Source organism: Microbacterium sp. bgisy203 (assembly GCF_057706945.1).
This window is the reverse complement of sequence record NZ_JBYIPF010000005.1, coordinates 122,781-140,698: the sequence shown is the minus strand read 5'-3', so window position 1 is coordinate 140,698 and position 17,918 is coordinate 122,781. Positions and strand designations below refer to the sequence as shown.

At 67.0% G+C, this 17,918-nt stretch carries 12 protein-coding genes and 3 rRNA genes; 13 read left to right on the top strand and 2 right to left on the bottom strand.

Translation table 11 applies throughout. From position 1 onward, the window contains the following. Positions 1–32: 32 nt before the first annotated feature. Complete coding sequence (gene argH, locus AC3ENQ_RS09800; RefSeq protein WP_431804096.1) at positions 33–1,490, top strand: argininosuccinate lyase; 1,458 nt, start codon at positions 33–35, stop codon at positions 1,488–1,490. Here the strand turns inward: argH and AC3ENQ_RS09795 are convergent. Continuing rightward, entirely contained in the window at positions 1,487–2,356 is an 870-nt protein-coding gene (locus tag AC3ENQ_RS09795; RefSeq protein ID WP_431804094.1) for a CHAD domain-containing protein, read from the bottom strand. The genes argH and AC3ENQ_RS09795 overlap by 4 nt on opposite strands. A 79-nt stretch (positions 2,357–2,435) precedes the next feature. Here AC3ENQ_RS09795 and AC3ENQ_RS09790 point away from each other — a divergent pair, with 79 nt between their 5' ends. Continuing rightward, complete coding sequence (locus AC3ENQ_RS09790; protein WP_431804092.1) at positions 2,436–3,065, top strand: SatD family protein; 630 nt, start codon at positions 2,436–2,438, stop codon at positions 3,063–3,065. Positions 3,066–3,104: 39 nt separating this feature from the next. On the opposite strand, the gene AC3ENQ_RS09785 is transcribed toward AC3ENQ_RS09790, so the two are convergent. Next, positions 3,105–3,689: a hypothetical protein gene (locus AC3ENQ_RS09785; RefSeq protein WP_431804090.1), complete on the bottom strand. Its 585-nt coding sequence runs from the start codon at positions 3,687–3,689 to the stop codon at positions 3,105–3,107. An 84-nt stretch (positions 3,690–3,773) separates the two neighbouring features. Between AC3ENQ_RS09785 and tyrS the strand changes: the two genes are divergently transcribed. From tyrS to recN, 11 genes are all read left to right on the top strand, one after another. After that, a complete protein-coding gene (gene tyrS, locus AC3ENQ_RS09780) occupies positions 3,774–5,105 on the top strand; it encodes a tyrosine--tRNA ligase (RefSeq protein WP_431804088.1) in 1,332 nt (443 codons plus the stop codon). A 29-nt stretch (positions 5,106–5,134) separates the two neighbouring features. Beyond that, positions 5,135–5,932 (top strand): DUF4184 family protein, encoded by a 798-nt coding sequence (locus tag AC3ENQ_RS09775; RefSeq protein WP_431804086.1) that lies wholly within the window; start codon positions 5,135–5,137, stop codon positions 5,930–5,932. Between the two features lie 695 nt (positions 5,933–6,627). Then, positions 6,628–8,151, top strand: a 16S ribosomal RNA gene (locus AC3ENQ_RS09770). Between the two features lie 376 nt (positions 8,152–8,527). Beyond that, positions 8,528–11,633: ribosomal RNA gene (locus AC3ENQ_RS09765) — 23S ribosomal RNA — on the top strand. A 101-nt stretch (positions 11,634–11,734) separates the two neighbouring features. Continuing rightward, a 5S ribosomal RNA gene (gene rrf / locus AC3ENQ_RS09760) occupies positions 11,735–11,851 on the top strand. The 16S, 23S and 5S rRNA genes sit together here, the layout of an rRNA operon. 69 nt (positions 11,852–11,920) lie before the next feature. Next, positions 11,921–13,039, top strand: a complete 1,119-nt coding sequence (locus AC3ENQ_RS09755; protein ID WP_431804084.1) for a hypothetical protein — start codon at positions 11,921–11,923, stop codon at positions 13,037–13,039. Continuing rightward, positions 13,039–14,115, top strand: coding sequence for an HAD-IIA family hydrolase (locus tag AC3ENQ_RS09750; RefSeq protein ID WP_431804082.1), 1,077 nt, complete (start codon positions 13,039–13,041; stop codon positions 14,113–14,115). Before AC3ENQ_RS09755 ends, AC3ENQ_RS09750 begins: the two co-directional genes overlap by 1 nt. Positions 14,116–14,176: 61 nt before the next feature. Beyond that, positions 14,177–14,359, top strand: a complete 183-nt coding sequence (locus AC3ENQ_RS09745) for a hypothetical protein (RefSeq protein WP_431804080.1) — start codon at positions 14,177–14,179, stop codon at positions 14,357–14,359. Next, the gene (locus AC3ENQ_RS09740) at positions 14,356–15,204 is read left to right on the top strand and encodes a TlyA family RNA methyltransferase (RefSeq protein ID WP_431804078.1); all 849 of its coding nucleotides are present in this window, start codon (positions 14,356–14,358) and stop codon (positions 15,202–15,204) included. Before AC3ENQ_RS09745 ends, AC3ENQ_RS09740 begins: the two co-directional genes overlap by 4 nt. Then, positions 15,201–16,199, top strand: coding sequence for an NAD kinase (locus tag AC3ENQ_RS09735; protein WP_431804076.1), 999 nt, complete (start codon positions 15,201–15,203; stop codon positions 16,197–16,199). The genes AC3ENQ_RS09740 and AC3ENQ_RS09735 overlap by 4 nt, the downstream gene beginning before the upstream one ends. Further along, positions 16,196–17,899 (top strand): DNA repair protein RecN, encoded by a 1,704-nt coding sequence (recN, locus tag AC3ENQ_RS09730; RefSeq protein ID WP_431804074.1) that lies wholly within the window; start codon positions 16,196–16,198, stop codon positions 17,897–17,899. The genes AC3ENQ_RS09735 and recN overlap by 4 nt, the downstream gene beginning before the upstream one ends. Positions 17,900–17,918 lie beyond the last annotated feature (19 nt).

The following is a 17,918-nucleotide window of genomic DNA, read 5'->3' as shown; positions in this document are numbered from 1 at the left end:
GGCGCGCGCGGCGGCCTCGGTAGGCTGTCGGGGTGAGCGAAACCACTCCCGGCGCACCCGAGAACCCCGACGCCGCGCACGGCACGAACGAGGGTGCCCTGTGGGGGGCGCGCTTCGCGACCGGGCCGTCGCCCGAGCTCGCCGCGCTCAGCCGGTCGACCCAGTTCGACTGGGTGCTCGCTCCCTACGACATCGCGGGCTCGCACGCGCACGCCGCCGCGCTCGCCGCCGCGGGCTACCTCACCGCCGATGAGGAAGAGCGCATGCACGCGGGCCTCGATGCGCTGCTGGCCGCATGGCAGAGCGGGGAGCTCACGGCATCCGACGCCGACGAAGACGTGCACGGTGCGCTCGAAGCCGCCCTCATCGCCGAAGTGGGTCCCGAGCTCGGTGGAAAGCTCCGTGCCGGCCGCAGCCGCAACGATCAGATCGCAACCCTCGTGCGCCTCTACCTGCTCGAGCACGCCCGCATCATCGCTCGCGACGTGCTCCGCCTCATCGACGCGATCGTGTCGCAGGCGGGCGCCCACCCCGAGGCGATCATGCCCGGGCGCACGCACCTGCAGCACGCGCAGCCCGTGCTCCTCGCCCACCACCTGCAGGCGCACGCCTGGCCGCTCGTGCGCGACCTCGAGCGCCTCCGCGACTGGTCGGCGCGCGCGTCGGTCTCGCCCTACGGCGGGGGAGCGCTCGCCGGGTCGTCGCTCGGTCTCGACCCCGCCCTCGTGGCCGCGCGCCTCGGTCTGTCGCGCCCCGCGGAGAACTCCCTCGACGGCACCGCCGCGCGCGACGTCGTGGCGGAGTTCGCGTTCATCGCCACGATGATCGGGGTCGACCTCTCGCGCTTCGCCGAGGACATCATCCTCTGGAACACCGCCGAGTTCGGCTTCGTCCGCCTCGACGACGGCTACTCGACCGGATCGAGCATCATGCCGCAGAAGAAGAATCCCGACATCGCGGAGCTCGCCCGGGGGAAGGCAGGTCGTGTCATCGGCAACCTCACGGGACTCCTCGCGACGCTCAAGGGCCTCCCGCTCGCGTACAACCGCGACCTCCAGGAGGACAAGGAGCCCGTCTTCGACTCCGTCGCCACCCTCGAGGTGCTCCTTCCGGCTTTCGCGGGGATGGTCGCGACGATGCGCTTCGACACCTCCCGCATGGCCGCGCTCGCCCCGCAGGGGTTCTCGCTCGCGACGGACGTCGCCGACTGGCTCGTGCGACGCGGCATCCCGTTCCGCGACGCGCACGAGGTCTCCGGATCGCTCGTCCGCGCGTGCGAGGAGCGGGGGATCGGGCTGGAGGATGCCGACGACGCCCTCCTCGCGAGCGTGTCGCCCGACCTCACGCCCGACGTCCGCGACGTGCTGACGATCGAGGGCTCGGTCGCGAGTCGCGCGGGCGCGGGCGGCACGGCTCCCGTGCGCGTCACCGAGCAGCGTGCGGAGTTGACGGCGCGCGCTCAGGCGGCCGCCCACGCGCTCGGGCTCTAGAGAGTCCCGCCCGCCCCACCGCCTGCGGCCGGGTCATTCGGCTCGGCCGTGAGCAGGTGCGCCGTGTCGGCGAGGATGCCGCGCTGCACCGCGACGACGGCGGCGACCGCATCGGCGTCGAGCGCTCCGCGCATGCCGTCGAGCCACGCGAGCGTCACGACGGCATCCTGTCTCTCGCCCAACGCGTCTTGCAGCGCACGCAGACGATCATGGGTGTCGTCGGCATCCGCTTCGAGCACGGGGCGTGCGAGTTCGACCGCGTAGCGGTGGCGCTTCGCGGCTTTGCGCGCGGAGTGGATCCGCTCGGCGGCGTCCGCCTCGCCGCGCGCGATCGCCCGCGCCGCGCGCCGCAATCTCCGGTCGAGGCTCGCGCCCGCCTCGTCGACCGCGGGTCGGGCGGCCGAGGCCGGGAGCATCGCCGCCGCACCGAACGGCGGAGCTGTTCGCCACCGATCGAGCTCCGCGGCGAGCGCGGCGAAGCGCGTGCTCGTCGCCGCGGTGTCGCACGCCCGCCACGCGGCGGCGCGGTCGTCGGCGAGCTCCGCGAGGGCGGAGGGATCCGTCGCGTCGAGCGCGGCGGTGACGTGCTGCTCGATGATCTGCAGATCGCGGAGGCGTCCGAGCGTCTCGCCCCACCACCGCAGTTCTGTCGCGAGGTGGTCGCGTCGCCCGCGCAGGTAGACGCGCGGGAAGGTCCGCAGCGTCGCCCGCAACCGGCGCACCGCGACCCGGGTCGGATGGACGGCCTCCTCGTCGTGGGCCGCGAGGGCTTCCGCGGCCGCGAGGATCGTGGTGCACTGGACGTTGACGTACGCCTGCGCGAGCGCGCCGAGTGTTCCAGGGGCGGAACCGTCTGCGACCGGCATGTGTCGAGTCTGGCATGGCGGAGTGGGCGACTTCAGCTATTCACTTATATTTGCCGAATATAAGTGATATACCTCTTTTGTGACGATCGCCGTGATCGCCGACATCGTCGGCTCCCGCGCCCTCGCCGACCGCACGGCGGCGCAGGCGGCGATCGACGACGCGATCCTCCGCGTCGAGCGAGACCTCCCGCTCGCAACCCGCCCGCTGATCCCGACGGTCGGCGACGAACTCCAAGGCACATACGCGACGCTCACCGACGCGATGGCGGGGCTGCTCCTCGTGCGTCTCGCGCTCCCCGACGGCGTCGACTGCCGATACGGCCTCGGGATCGGGGCGACGGCGGAGGTCCCCTCGCGCGCCGGCGCGCTCCCCGAGGGCCCCGCCTGGTGGGCGGCACGCGAGGCCATCGACACCGTCCATGCGCTCCAGTCGCGGACCGTCCCGGGCGCCCGCACGTGGGTGTCCGCGGCCGAGGGCGTCGACGAGGCATCCGTCGCCCTCTCCAACGCCTACCTGCTCGCCCGCGACGAGATCGTCAGCGGCATGAGCGCCCGAACACGCCGCCTCGCCTACGGCAGGATCCAGGGGCGCACGCAGGTCGACCTCGCGCGCGACGAGGGGATCAGCCAGTCCGCCGTCTCGCAGGCGCTCGCGTCGGCCGGCGTCGGTGCGCTCGTGGAGGGCTTCCGCCTGCTGCGCGGGGAGTGAGCCCTGCGGGGAGTGAGCTTCGCGGGGAGTGGGCCGCTCTCACACCAGCGCGAGCGGAACGATGCCGCCCACCGCGCACGCCCAGAGGAGGCTCGCGAGCGTCCCGACGATGAACCGCTCGCGGGCGGCGGGCGTCGCGAGCTCGGTGAACCGCCCGATGCCCTTCAGCGCGACGATCACGGCGATCGCGGCGGGGAAGCCGGCGACGATGCTGAGGGCCGCGGCGAGACGCTCGAGGTAGCCGATCGTCGTGCCGCCGCGGAGGATCTCCTCCTGCAGCGGAGGCGCGGGCGGCTCCGCCATGAGTTCGACGAGGATGCCACCGCGCGGTCCCTCCGGAGTGCGCCCGCCGTCGGCGGCGTTCAGCACCCAGCGCACGAGCGGATTGCCGCCGAAGGTGGCCAGCGCCACGGCGAGGAGAGCGAGCACGGCGACGGAGAGCGACGGCAGCGGCCAGGGCAGGATCGCGACCACGATGACGCAGAGCACGACGAGACCGGCGGCGATCATCAGCGGAAGACCGCGCGGGCGCCGCAGCGACACCGTCACCAGCACGAGCGCGGCGCACAGCGCGCCGAACACGAAGATCGCCACGATCGTCGTCGCGAGCAGGTCGGTGGTCACGCGCTCAGTCTGGCATGCGACTCCGACACGCGACCGGCGCGGCGCGAGGGAGGAGGCTCCGCCGCGCGCTGATAGCCTGAACGGGTGTCTGAAACCGTCTCCGTGAGCGCACCGGCCGCCGCCGTGCGCGCGCTGGCGCCGGCCAACGATCCCTCGTTCGACAACGTCTGGGACGAGATCGTCTGGCGCGGCCTGGTGCACGTGTCCACCGACCAAGAGGCGCTGAGCGCCCTCCTCGCCGGCGACCCGATCACGTACTACTGCGGCTTCGACCCCACCGCGCCCAGCCTGCATCTCGGCCACCTCGTGCAGCTTCTCCTGCTGCGCCGCCTGCAGCTGGCCGGTCATCGCCCGCTCGGTCTCGTCGGCGGGTCGACGGGTCTCATCGGCGACCCCCGCCCGACCGCTGAGCGCACCCTCAACACGCGCGAGACCGTTGCCGAGTGGGTGGAGCGCCTACGCGGCCAGGTCGAGCGGTACCTCAGCTTCGAGGGCGAGAACCCCGCGCGCATGGTCAACAACCTCGACTGGACCGCGCCGCTGTCGGCGATCGACTTCCTCCGCGACATCGGCAAGCACTACCGGGTCGGCACGATGCTGAAGAAGGATGCCGTGAGCGCGCGCCTCAACTCCGAGGCCGGCATCAGCTACACCGAGTTCAGCTACCAGATCCTGCAGGGTCTCGACTTCCTCGAGCTGTACCGGCAGTACGACTGCGTCCTGCAGACCGGCGGGTCCGACCAGTGGGGCAACCTCACGAGCGGCACCGACCTCGTCCACCGTGTCGAGGGTGCGAGCGTCCACGCGATCGGGACGCCACTGATCACCAACAGCGACGGCACCAAGTTCGGCAAGAGCGAGGGCAACGCGATCTGGATCGACGCCGAGCTCACGAGCCCGTACGCGTTCTACCAGTTCTGGCTCAACACGCTGGATGCCGATGTGATCGAGCGGCTCAAGGTTTTCACGTTCCTCTCGCGCGCCGAGATCGAGGAGTACGGGGCGCTCGTCGAGACCGAGCCGTTCCGCCGCGCCGCCCAGAAGCGGCTGGCGGAAGAGGTCGTCACCCTGGTGCACGGGGCGGCCGCGGCGCAAGCGGCCATCGCGGCATCCGATGCGCTCTTCGGCTCGGGCGACCTGCACGCGCTCGATGCGGCGACGCTCCGCAGCGCGCTCGAGGAGCTTCCGCACGCAGAGATTCCTGCGGGCACGCCGGTCACTCAGGCGCTCGTCGACACCGGACTGACGTCGAGTCTGTCCGAGGCGCGGCGCGCGATCGCGCAGGGCGGTGTCTCGCTCGACGGTGCGAAGGTCGACGATGAGGATGCCGTCGTGACCGGCTCCCTGCCGGGTGGCGTCTCGGTGCTCCGGCGCGGCAAGAAGACCCTCGCCGGACTGTTCGTCACGGCATCCTGACCTCCGACTGAGAGCCGCGCGACGACGACATGCCGTTCACACCGTCGCATGCCGTCGTCGCGCTGCCGTTCCTGCGCACGCCGCTGCTGCCGGCGGCGATCGCCGTGGGGGCGATGACGCCCGACCTGCCGCTGTTCCTGCGCGGCACCCCGCTCACGTATCAGGCGACGCATACGAACGTCGCGCTCTCCGCGGCGATCGCGCTCGTGCTCCTTGCGGCGTGGTACCTCCTCTTCCGTCCGGCGGTGCGCGAACTCGCGCCCGCGTGGCTGGCCGAGCGACTGCCGGGGGAGTGGGACACGACGGGGATCGCGGCGCTCCGGAGCGTCCGGTCCGGCGCACGGAGCGACGTATGGCGCACGCCCGTCGTCTTCGCCGTCGCCGTCGCGATCTCGCTCGTCCTCGGTGTGCTGTCGCACATCGTGTGGGATGCCTTCACGCACGAGGGTCGATGGGGCGTGCGCATGATCCCCGCGCTCGCGCAGATGTGGGGACCGCTGCCCGGGTACAAGTGGGTGCAGCACGGATCGAGCATCCTCGGCCTCGTGATGCTCGCGGTCTTCGGGGTGGTCTGGCTCTCGCGCCGGCGCCCGGCATCCGTCCGGCGCGTCCTGGCCGCCAGCGTGCGGACGGCGTGGTGGGTCTCGCTTCCGATCATCCTGATCGCGGCGTGGGTGTGGGGGCTCGTCGCGTACGGGCCGATCACCGACGCCTGGACGGTGCAGCATCTCGCTTATCGCGTGCTTCCGCCGGCGTGCGCCGTGTGGGGTGCGCTGACCCTCGCGCTGTGCGTCGTCGTCATCGCCCGGCGCCGTCTCGCCGACTGATTCGGGCGCTTTCGCCCCGTGACCGGCCGGAACCCGCCGGCACTGCGCACGCGACACGCCCGGGATGCGGGCACGATTTGCCGGAACCCCAGAACCCACGTAACTTATTACTTGTTCGCCCCACAGGGAAGAGCGAAGGGCCGGAAGGCCTCGCCCCCTCAAGCGGAGAACCACTCCATCCCAAACCTCTCGATTGAGAGAACAAGACCTCCTGGTCTAGGATGGAATCCCACTCCTCACCACGCGGTCGAAGAGTGCTGCTGGAGACGACAGAAATCAGTCACGGCGGCCGATTTGACACGCTGAGCGAGAGGGATAAGATAGAGAAGTTGCCCGGCGGGCTGGCTTGAAGCCGAAACGCCGAGCGCCGATCTAGCTTCGTGAACTGCGAGTCATCGCGTCCGACCTCGAGTCGAAAACGCCGATTTGACAAGCGAAACACGAAGTGTAAGATAGAGAAGTTGCCCTGCAAGGAAGGCCGAGAGGCCGAACGGCAGGAGCATCCGATCCTTGAGAACTCAACAGCGTGCACTTGTCAAATGCCAAATAACCTCGTGCCGGCCTAGCCGGCAGAGATTCCTTTGGATCAAAGTCGGGCACTTCGGTGTCCGCAACGGATAGTCAGCAATGACATCCCTTTGGTCAGATCAAACTCGCTGCTTCAGTCATTTTCCGGCTGATCGCAGCAACATTTCTTTACGGAGAGTTTGATCCTGGCTCAGGATGAACGCTGGCGGCGTGCTTAACACATGCAAGTCGAACGGTGAAAGCGGAGCTTGCTCTGCTGGATCAGTGGCGAACGGGTGAGTAACACGTGAGCAATCTGCCCCTGACTCTGGGATAAGCGCTGGAAACGGCGTCTAATACCGGATACGAGCTGCGAAGGCATCTTCAGCAGCTGGAAAGAACTTCGGTCAGGGATGAGCTCGCGGCCTATCAGCTTGTTGGTGAGGTAACGGCTCACCAAGGCGTCGACGGGTAGCCGGCCTGAGAGGGTGACCGGCCACACTGGGACTGAGACACGGCCCAGACTCCTACGGGAGGCAGCAGTGGGGAATATTGCACAATGGGCGCAAGCCTGATGCAGCAACGCCGCGTGAGGGACGACGGCCTTCGGGTTGTAAACCTCTTTTAGCAGGGAAGAAGCGAAAGTGACGGTACCTGCAGAAAAAGCGCCGGCTAACTACGTGCCAGCAGCCGCGGTAATACGTAGGGCGCAAGCGTTATCCGGAATTATTGGGCGTAAAGAGCTCGTAGGCGGTTTGTCGCGTCTGCTGTGAAAACCCGAGGCTCAACCTCGGGCCTGCAGTGGGTACGGGCAGACTAGAGTGCGGTAGGGGAGATTGGAATTCCTGGTGTAGCGGTGGAATGCGCAGATATCAGGAGGAACACCGATGGCGAAGGCAGATCTCTGGGCCGTAACTGACGCTGAGGAGCGAAAGGGTGGGGAGCAAACAGGCTTAGATACCCTGGTAGTCCACCCCGTAAACGTTGGGAACTAGTTGTGGGGTCCATTCCACGGATTCCGTGACGCAGCTAACGCATTAAGTTCCCCGCCTGGGGAGTACGGCCGCAAGGCTAAAACTCAAAGGAATTGACGGGGACCCGCACAAGCGGCGGAGCATGCGGATTAATTCGATGCAACGCGAAGAACCTTACCAAGGCTTGACATACACGAGAACGCTGCAGAAATGTAGAACTCTTTGGACACTCGTGAACAGGTGGTGCATGGTTGTCGTCAGCTCGTGTCGTGAGATGTTGGGTTAAGTCCCGCAACGAGCGCAACCCTCGTTCTATGTTGCCAGCACGTAATGGTGGGAACTCATGGGATACTGCCGGGGTCAACTCGGAGGAAGGTGGGGATGACGTCAAATCATCATGCCCCTTATGTCTTGGGCTTCACGCATGCTACAATGGCCGGTACAAAGGGCTGCAATACCGCAAGGTGGAGCGAATCCCAAAAAGCCGGTCCCAGTTCGGATTGAGGTCTGCAACTCGACCTCATGAAGTCGGAGTCGCTAGTAATCGCAGATCAGCAACGCTGCGGTGAATACGTTCCCGGGTCTTGTACACACCGCCCGTCAAGTCATGAAAGTCGGTAACACCTGAAGCCGGTGGCCCAACCCTTGTGGAGGGAGCCGTCGAAGGTGGGATCGGTAATTAGGACTAAGTCGTAACAAGGTAGCCGTACCGGAAGGTGCGGCTGGATCACCTCCTTTCTAAGGAGCATCTGGCACCCTCGGGTGTCCAGGCGCCGGATCGAGACGAACGTTCTCGCCGGTTAGCTCATGGGTGGAACATTTGACGAGGTGTCGAGGAGCGAACCTCGAGTCAGTACGGCCTTCGGGTCAGGAAAGCTCGAGTCGAGCAAGACGGCACATGCACGCTGTTGGGTCCTGAGGGACCGGATGCGGTTTCGACCGCGACCAACCTCAGGACCTTTTCTGATGCCGGCAGCGCCGGCGGCGGAGAAGGTACCGCCCGTACTTTGAGAACTACACAGTGGACGCGAGCATCTTCGAGATGAGCAATCATCTCGTGAAGATGATCTTAAAGATCATTAGTCAATTTCAATTGACGATTCAACTCATGTGATTTCAAGTCTTTAAGAGCAAACGGTGGATGCCTTGGCATCTGAAGCCGAAGAAGGACGTAGCAATCTGCGATAAGCCTCGGGGAGTGGATAAGCACACTTTGATCCGAGGATCTCCGAATGGGGAAACCCCGCTGGGCGGCGTGCCGACCCAGTGACTCCCGCCTGAATATATAGGGCGGGTAGAGGGAACGTGGGGAAGTGAAACATCTCAGTACCCACAGGAAGAGAAAGCAACCGCGATTCCGTTAGTAGTGGCGAGCGAAACCGGAACAGGCTAAACCGAGTACGTGTGATATCCGGCAGGAGTTGCGTATTCGGGGTTGTGGGACTTTTCAGTCATCTCTGCCGAGGTGGCGGCGTTACAAGAAGGTATAGACGAACCGCATTGAAAGGCGGGTCATAGAGGGTGCCAACCCCGTAGTCGAAATGCCTCCCTTGACGCGAAGAGTATCCCAAGTAGCACGGGGCCCGAGAAATCCCGTGTGAATCTGTCAGGACCACCTGATAAGCCTAAATACTCCCAGATGACCGATAGCGGACAAGTACCGTGAGGGAAAGGTGAAAAGTACCCCGGGAGGGGAGTGAAATAGTACCTGAAACCGTTTGCTTACAAACCGTTGGAGCAGCCCTAGCAGCTGTGACAGCGTGCCTTTTGAAGAATGAGCCTGCGAGTTAGCGATACGTGGCGAGGTTAACCCGTGTGGGGTAGCCGTAGCGAAAGCGAGTCTGAATAGGGCGATTCAGTCGCGTGTCCTAGACCCGAAGCGAAGTGATCTATCCATGGCCAGGTTGAAGCGACGGTAAGACGTCGTGGAGGACCGAACCCACTTAGGTTGAAAACTGAGGGGATGAGCTGTGGATAGGGGTGAAAGGCCAATCAAACTTCGTGATAGCTGGTTCTCTCCGAAATGCATTTAGGTGCAGCGTTGCGTGTTTCTTGCCGGAGGTAGAGCTACTGGATGGCCGATGGGCCCTACAAGGTTACTGACGTCAGCCAAACTCCGAATGCCGGTAAGTGAGAGCGCAGCAGTGAGACTGTGGGGGATAAGCTTCATAGTCGAGAGGGAAACAACCCAGACCACCAACTAAGGTCCCAAAGCGCGTGCTAAGTGGGAAAGGATGTGGAGTTGCTCTGACAACCAGGAGGTTGGCTTAGAAGCAGCCACCCTTGAAAGAGTGCGTAATAGCTCACTGGTCAAGTGATTCCGCGCCGACAATGTAACGGGGCTCAAGCACGCCACCGAAGTTGTGGCATTGACATTATTGGTAGGCCTTCGTGGTCCAGCCGTGTTGATGGGTAGGAGAGCGTCGTGTGGCCAGCGAAGCGGCGGTGTAAACCAGCCGTGGAGGCCACACGAGTGAGAATGCAGGCATGAGTAGCGAAAGACGTGTGAGAAACACGTCCTCCGAAAGACCAAGGGTTCCAGGGTCAAGCTAATCTTCCCTGGGTAAGTCGGGACCTAAGGCGAGGCCGACAGGCGTAGTCGATGGACAACGGGTTGATATTCCCGTACCGGCGAAGAACCGCCCAAGCTAATCCAGTGGTGCTAAGTGCCCGAATTCCTCTGTATCGATCCCTTCGGGGTGAGAACGTTGGAGCTAGCGCACGACCCCATGCTGGTGCGGTTAGCGTATTAACAGGTGTGACGCAGGAAGGTAGCCCAACCCGGGCGATGGTTGTCCCGGGGCAAGTGCGTAGGCCGAGAGATAGGCAAATCCGTCTCTCACATAGGCTGAGACACGATGCGGATAAAAAGTGGGTGATCCTATGCTGCCGAGAAAAGCATCGACGCGAGGTTCAAGCCGCCCGTACCCCAAACCGACTCAGGTGGTCAGGTAGAGAATACCAAGGAGATCGAGAGAATCGTGGTTAAGGAACTCGGCAAAATGCCCCCGTAACTTCGGGAGAAGGGGGGCCTTCGACGTATTAGGACTTGCTCCGAAAGCGTTTGGAGGCCGCAGAGACTAGTGGGTAGCGACTGTTTACTAAAAACACAGGTCCGTGCCAAGTCGCAAGACGATGTATACGGACTGACGCCTGCCCGGTGCTGGAAGGTTAAGAGGACCGGTTAGCCGCAAGGCGAAGCTGAGAATTTAAGCCCCAGTAAACGGCGGTGGTAACTATAACCATCCTAAGGTAGCGAAATTCCTTGTCGGGTAAGTTCCGACCTGCACGAATGGCGTAACGACTTCCCAACTGTCTCAACCGCGAACTCGGCGAAATTGCACTACGAGTAAAGATGCTCGTTACGCGCAGCAGGACGGAAAGACCCCGTGACCTTTACTACAGCTTGGTATTGGTGTTCGGTGTGGCTTGTGTAGGATAGGTGGGAGACTTTGAAGCGGTGACGCCAGTTACCGTGGAGTCATTGTTGAAATACCACTCTGGTCACTCTGGATATCTAACTTCGAACCGTAATCCGGTTCAGGGACAGTGCCTGGTGGGTAGTTTAACTGGGGCGGTTGCCTCCCAAAAAGTAACGGAGGCGCCCAAAGGTTCCCTCAACCTGGTTGGCAATCAGGTGGCGAGTGTAAGTGCACAAGGGAGCTTGACTGTGAGACTGACAGGTCGAGCAGGGACGAAAGTCGGGACTAGTGATCCGGCAGTGGCTTGTGGAAGCGCTGTCGCTCAACGGATAAAAGGTACCTCGGGGATAACAGGCTGATCTTGCCCAAGAGTCCATATCGACGGCATGGTTTGGCACCTCGATGTCGGCTCGTCGCATCCTGGGGCTGGAGTAGGTCCCAAGGGTTGGGCTGTTCGCCCATTAAAGCGGTACGCGAGCTGGGTTTAGAACGTCGTGAGACAGTTCGGTCCCTATCCGCTGCGCGCGTAGGAAATTTGAGAGGATCTGACCCTAGTACGAGAGGACCGGGTTGGACGAACCTCTGGTGTGCCAGTTGTTCTGCCAAGAGCACCGCTGGTTAGCTACGTTCGGGATGGATAACCGCTGAAAGCATCTAAGCGGGAAGCCGGCCTCAAGATGAGATTTCCATGCCTTCGGGCGAGAGGCTCCCAGCCAGACTACTGGGTTGATAGGCCGGATGTGGAAGCGCGGTAACGCGTGAAGCTGACCGGTACTAATAAGCCGATGACTTGATAACACACCGTTTTAGGTGCTTGCGTCCACTGAGTGGTTCTCGATGTACGGTCGAGAACCGCATGACAATGACTATTGTTATGCAGACTGAAACATCAATAGTGTTTCGGCGGCCATAGCGTGAGGGAAACGCCCGGTTACATTCCGAACCCGGAAGCTAAGCCTCACAGCGCCGATGGTACTGCAGGGGGGACCCTGTGGGAGAGTAGGACACCGCCGGACTTCTTTCGTGAAAAGGCCACCCAGTGTTGGGTGGCCTTTTCTCGTTTGTGCGCATGAAAGGATCCCACCATGGCTGAAGAGCAGCGACCTCGTTCGAACGACGATCGACGTCGATCGTCGGCAGGTGGGGCTTCAGTGGGCGGCGCACGCCACGGCGACAAGAAGCCGTACGCGAAGCGTGACGGTGAGAGAAAACCCTACGTGAAGCGCGACGGCGATCGTAAGCCGTACGCGAAGCGTGACGGTGAGCGGAAGCCGTACGCGGGACGCGACGGTGACCGTCGGACCTCACGCCCGCCGCAGGGGTCCGATCGTCGCGCGCAGCCCGCCGGCCCCGCACTGCCCGACGACATCACTCCGCGCGATCTCAACAATGCCGCACGCAACGAGCTGAAGACGCTGAGCAAAGAGAACGCCGAGCAGGTCGCCCGCCATCTCGCGATGGCTGCGCGTCTCATCGACGACGACCCCGCGCTCGCGCACGAGCACGCGCTCGCGGCGTCGCGGAGCGCCGGGCGCATCGCGATCGTCCGTGAGACCGTCGCCATCACCGCCTATGCGACGGGTGACTTCGCACTCGCGGTTCGCGAGCTGCGCACCTTCCGCCGGATCTCCGGTCGCGACGACCAGATCGCACTCCTCGTCGACAGCGAGCGAGGCGTCGGCCGACCCGACCGCGCCCTCGAGGTCGGCCGCGCCGTCGACCGCGCCGCCCTCCCGGTCGACGTCCGCGTCGAACTCGCGATCGCGATGTCGGGTGCGCGTCTCGATCTCGGGCAGGCCGACCGCGCCCTGCAAGAGCTCGACATCCCCGAACTCGACCCCGACCGCGCCTTCAGCTGGAGCCCGGGTCTTTTCGCGGCCCGCGCCGCCGTGCTCGAGGAACTCGGCCGCGTCGACGAGGCCGCCCAGTGGCAGCGACGCGCGGAGATCGCCGAAGACGTGCTGTCCGCCGCCGACGCCGACCTCGAAACGCTCGTCGTCGACGAGATCGAGGAGCTGCCGCTCGACGATGACGATGACAAGGACGGCGCCGACGGCGAAGCCCCGGAGCACGACCACGTCGACGACGCGGCCTCGCACGACGTCGCCCCCTCCGTCCAGGACGAGGTCGACGAGATCCTCGCCGAAGCGGGCGTCGACGAACCCGCGGCAGACGGTGCCGATGAGCGCGAGGGCGACCGCTGATGGCGCTGTTCGGACGACGCGCGGACACGCCTCCACAGTCGACACCACAGTCGGCGGCTCAGCGTCCGGCCCCGCTCGACGGCGTGGACACCGTCCTCGCTGACCTCGACGGCGTCGTCTACGCCGGCGCGCACGCCCTGCCGCACGCCGTCGAGAGTCTGAACCGCGCGGGAAAGACCCGCCGCCTCGGCTACATCACGAACAACGCCTCGCGCCGAGATGCGACCGTCGCGGAGCACCTGCGCGAACTCGGGCTCGCCGCCACCCGGCCGGAGGACGTCGTCACCAGTCCGCAGGCCGCGATGCGGCTGCTCCGCGAGCGCGTCGCGCCGGGTGCTCGGATTCTCGTCGTCGGGGGAGACGGACTCGTCTTCGAGGTCGAGAAGGCCGGATACACCGTGACCCGGAGTGCGGATGACGCCCCGGCGGCCGTCGTCCAGGGGTTCGCGCCGGATGTCGGGTGGCTGCAGCTGGCCGAGGCATCCTACGCACTCGCCCTTCCCGAGGAGGGGGGCGGCATCCCCTGGATCGCCACGAACACCGACTGGACGATCCCGCAGGCACGCGGGATCGCGCCGGGAAACGGCACGCTCGTTTCCGCCGTGCACACCGCCGTCGGCCGGCTCGCCGTCGTCGCCGGAAAGCCGGAGCGGCCGATCTTCGACGAGGCGGTCGCGCGGTTCGGCGCGCAACACGCCCTCTTCATCGGCGACCGCCTCGACACCGACATCGCCGGCGCGCAGGCGGCGGGCCTCGAGTCGGTGCTCGTCCTCACCGGCGTCGACCGTCCCAAGCACGTCCTCGCCGCGCCCTCGACCTCGCGCCCGACCTACATCGTCGGCGACCTCCGGGAACTCCACGAGCCCTACCCCGAGACCATCGTCGACGGTGACGTCACGCGGGTGGGCGCCGCGGCGGTCCGGATCGACGGGCCCGACGTGCAGATCCTCGCGGCCGGTGACCGTCCCATCGACCTCGTGCGCGCCGGCGCCGCCGCGATCTGGCGGACGGGGCGCGCGATCTACGGATTCCGCGTGCCCGAAGCGCTCTACGCAGACCCGTTCCACCGGCCCTGACCGCCCGGATCGCCCATCCGGCTCGCCCGCCCAGATCGACGCGGCCGCGTATCGTGGAGGCATGTCCCTCGAAGCCGACAGCGATGCACACGCCGCTGACTCCGCCGCACGCCGCGACGACCTGCTCTCGGCGCTCGAGGTGATCGAGCAGCAGCCGCTCGCCGAGCGGGCCGCTGCGTACGGCGCGCTGCACGACGACCTCGCACGGCGTCTCGAGTCCGGTCCCCGGGACCTCTCGGCGTGACCGACACGGAACACGCAGCGACGCCCGCGCAGCGCCTCGACGCCGCCGTCGCCGGCCGGGGACTCGCGCGCTCGCGGACGCAGGCCGCGCAGCTCATCGAAGGCGGCCTCGTGTCGGTCGACGGACTGCCCGTCGTAAAGCCCTCCGTCAAGGTCCGCGGAGACCAGGAGATCACCGTTGCGGCATCCGATCATTACGTCAGCCGCGCCGCGCACAAGCTGATCGCCGCGCTGGATGCCTTCGACGTGCGCGTCGCCGGGCGTCTCGCCCTCGACATGGGGGCGTCGACCGGGGGGTTCACGCAGGTGCTCCGTGAGCGCGGAGCGGCGCGCGTGCTCGCCGTCGACGTCGGTCACGGACAGCTCGACGCGGCGATCGCGGCCGATGCGGGTGTCACCGTCGTCGAGGGATTCAACGTCCGCTACATGACGCCCGAGGGCCTCGCGGAGGCCGCCGGCACGGGCGGCCCGGCTCAGCCGACGCTCCTCACCGGCGACCTCTCCTTCATCTCCCTCACCCACGTGCTCCCGGCGGTCGCCGCCGTCGCCGCGCCGGATGCCGATGTCGTCCTGCTCGTGAAGCCGCAGTTCGAGGTGGGGCGCACCGGCGTGCGCGAAGGACTGGTGACGGATGCCGCGGCGCGCGCCGACGCCGTCATGGGCGTCCTCTGGGCGGGGTGGGATGCGGGCCTCGGCACCCACGGCGCGATCGCCTCGCCGATCGCGGGAACCCACGGCAACCACGAATACCTCGTGCACCTGCGCCCGACCGGCGATCGATGCTCCGAGGCCGGCAATCCGACAGAATATCTGGAGACCGTGAACCGACTGGCGGGAGCCGCATGACGCCCACGACGCCCACGACGAGCGACGCGACGACCGACGCGCCGCAGAGCGAGCCGCGCGAGATCCTCGTCGTCGCGCACGCGCGCCGCGAGGACACCGTCGCCGCCGCCCGCCGCGTCATCGACGCGCTGACCGCCGCCGGCGCGCACGCCGTCCTCCCGGACGGCGACGACGAGCTGCGGGCGGAGCTCGGCGACACGAGCGATATCGCCACCTTGGGTGTCGACGTCACGGTCACCGCCCTCGATCTCGCGATCGTCCTCGGTGGCGACGGCACGATCCTCCGCGCCGCCGAGCTCGTCCGCGAAGGCACCGCACCGATCCTCGGCATCAACATGGGACACGTCGGCTTCCTCGCCGAGATCGAAGCCGACGTCATCGACGACGCCATGCGGCGGGTGATCGCCCGCGACTACGACGTCGAGGAGCGCATGACGCTCGCGGTCGACGTGCGGGATGCCGACGGGCGGATCATCTACGAGACGTGGGCCCTCAACGAGGCGACCGTCGAGAAGGCGGCTCGGGAACGCATGATGGAGGTCGTCATCGAGATCGACGGGCGTCCGCTGTCGAGCTTCGGCTGCGACGGAGTCGTCGTGTCGACGCCGACGGGGTCGACGGCGTACAACTTCTCCGCCGGGGGCCCGGTCATCTGGCCGACGGTCGAGGCGATCGCCGTGGTGCCGCTGTCGGCGCACGCCCTCTTCGCGAAGCCGCTGGTGCTCGGACCCGAGACCGCCGTCGCGATCGAGGTGCTCGCCCGGACCGACGGCCAAGGCATCCTGTGGTGCGACGGGCGCCGCTCGCACGATCTGCCTCCGGGGGCGCGCGTCGTCTCGCGCCGCTCACCGAAGCCCGTGCGTCTCGCGCGCCTGCACCCCGCCTCGTTCACCGACCGGCTGGTGCGGAAGTTCCAGCTGCCCGTCGCCGGGTGGCGGGGCGCCGCGCCGCGGACGACCGAGCAGACGGACGCGAGCCGGGGAACGCCGGGATGATCGAGCAGATCACCCTCCGCGACCTGGGCGTCATCGCGCGCGCGACCCTGCCGATCGGCGCGGGATTCACGGCGATCACGGGGGAGACCGGCGCCGGCAAGACGATGGTCGTGACGGGCCTCGGACTCCTCATGGGGGCGCGGTCGGATGCCGGCGTCGTCCGCTCCGGCGCCGACCTGGCCGCGGTCGAGGGAGTGTGGCTCGTCCCGACATCCGGCCCCGTCGCCGAACGTGTCGCGGATGCCGGGGGAGAGATCGAACCCGTCGACGACGCACACGGCGAGCTGTACCTCGCCCGCACCGTGACCGCCGAGGGGCGCAGCCGCGCGAGCGTGGGCGGGCGAAGCGCCCCCGCGGGGGTCCTCTCCGACCTGGCCGACGAGCTCGTCGTCGTGCACGGCCAGTCCGACCAGTTGCGGCTGCGGTCGGCCGCCGCGCAGCGCGATGCGCTCGACCGCTTCGGCGGTCAGCCGGTGACGAGCGCGCTCGCCGCGTACGCGGCGCTCTACGACGACGTCAAGACGCGCACCGCCGAGCTCGACGACCTCATCGAGCGTCAGGGGGAGCGGGCACGCGAGGCCGACGACCTCCGCGCCGCGCTCGCCGACCTCGAGCAGGTCGACCCGCAGCCGGGGGAGGATGCCGAGCTCGCCCAGCGCGCGGAGCGCCTGGCCAACGCCGAGGAGCTCCGCCTCGCCGCCACCCTCGCCCACGCCGCCCTGTCGGGCGACGACGACGCGCCCGACATCGTCACCCTCCTCGCCGAGGCGCGTCGCGCCCTCGAGCGCGCCGCCGGCAGCGACGCCGCGCTCGCCGCCCACGCGGCGACCGTCGAAGACCTCGGCTACCGCGCGTCGGACCTCGCGACCGAGCTGAGCGGCTACCTCGCCGACCTCGACGAATCGGGCCCGCACGAGCTCGCCGCCGTCGAGGAGCGGCGCGCTGCCGTCGGGGCCATCGTCCGGGCGCACGGGAGCCTCGAAGACGCGCTCGCCCTGCGCGAGAACGGCGCTCTCCGCCTCGCGGAGCTCGACGACGACGGCGACCGCGTCACCCGGCTCGGCGACGAGATCGCCGCCCTCCGCGCCGAGCTCGACGCCGCGGCATCCGTCCTCACCGCCGCCCGCGCCGCCGCCGCCGAGCGGCTGTCGACGGAGGTGACCGCCGAGCTTCGCGCCCTCGCTCTCCCCGACGCCCGCGTCGTCGTCGCGGTCGAACCCGGAACCGCGACGGCCGCGGGGCGCGACGACGTCACGATCCTCCTCGCCCCGCACCCGGGTGCCGAGCCGCGGCCCGTCGCGCGCAGCGCGTCGGGGGGCGAGCTCAGCCGCGTCATGCTCGCGATCGAGGTCGTCATCGCCGGGACGGGGAGCGTCCCGACGTTCGTCTTCGATGAGATCGACGCCGGCATCGGCGGGGCGGCCGCCATCGAGGTCGGCCGTCGCCTGGCCGCGCTCGCCCGCTCCAGCCAGGTGATCGTCGTGACGCACCTCGCGCAGGTCGCCGCGTTCGCGAACAACCACCTGAGCGTCGTCAAGGCCAGCGACGGCACCGTCACCGCATCCAGCGTGCGTGCACTGGGCGGCGCCGAGCGCGAAGCCGAGATGGCGCGTCTGCTGTCGGGACTGCCCGATTCGGAGGCGGCGCTCGAACACGCCCGGGAGCTCCTCAGCCTGGGATCCGAACCGGCCCAGGCCTGACCCACGATTCCGACTGATA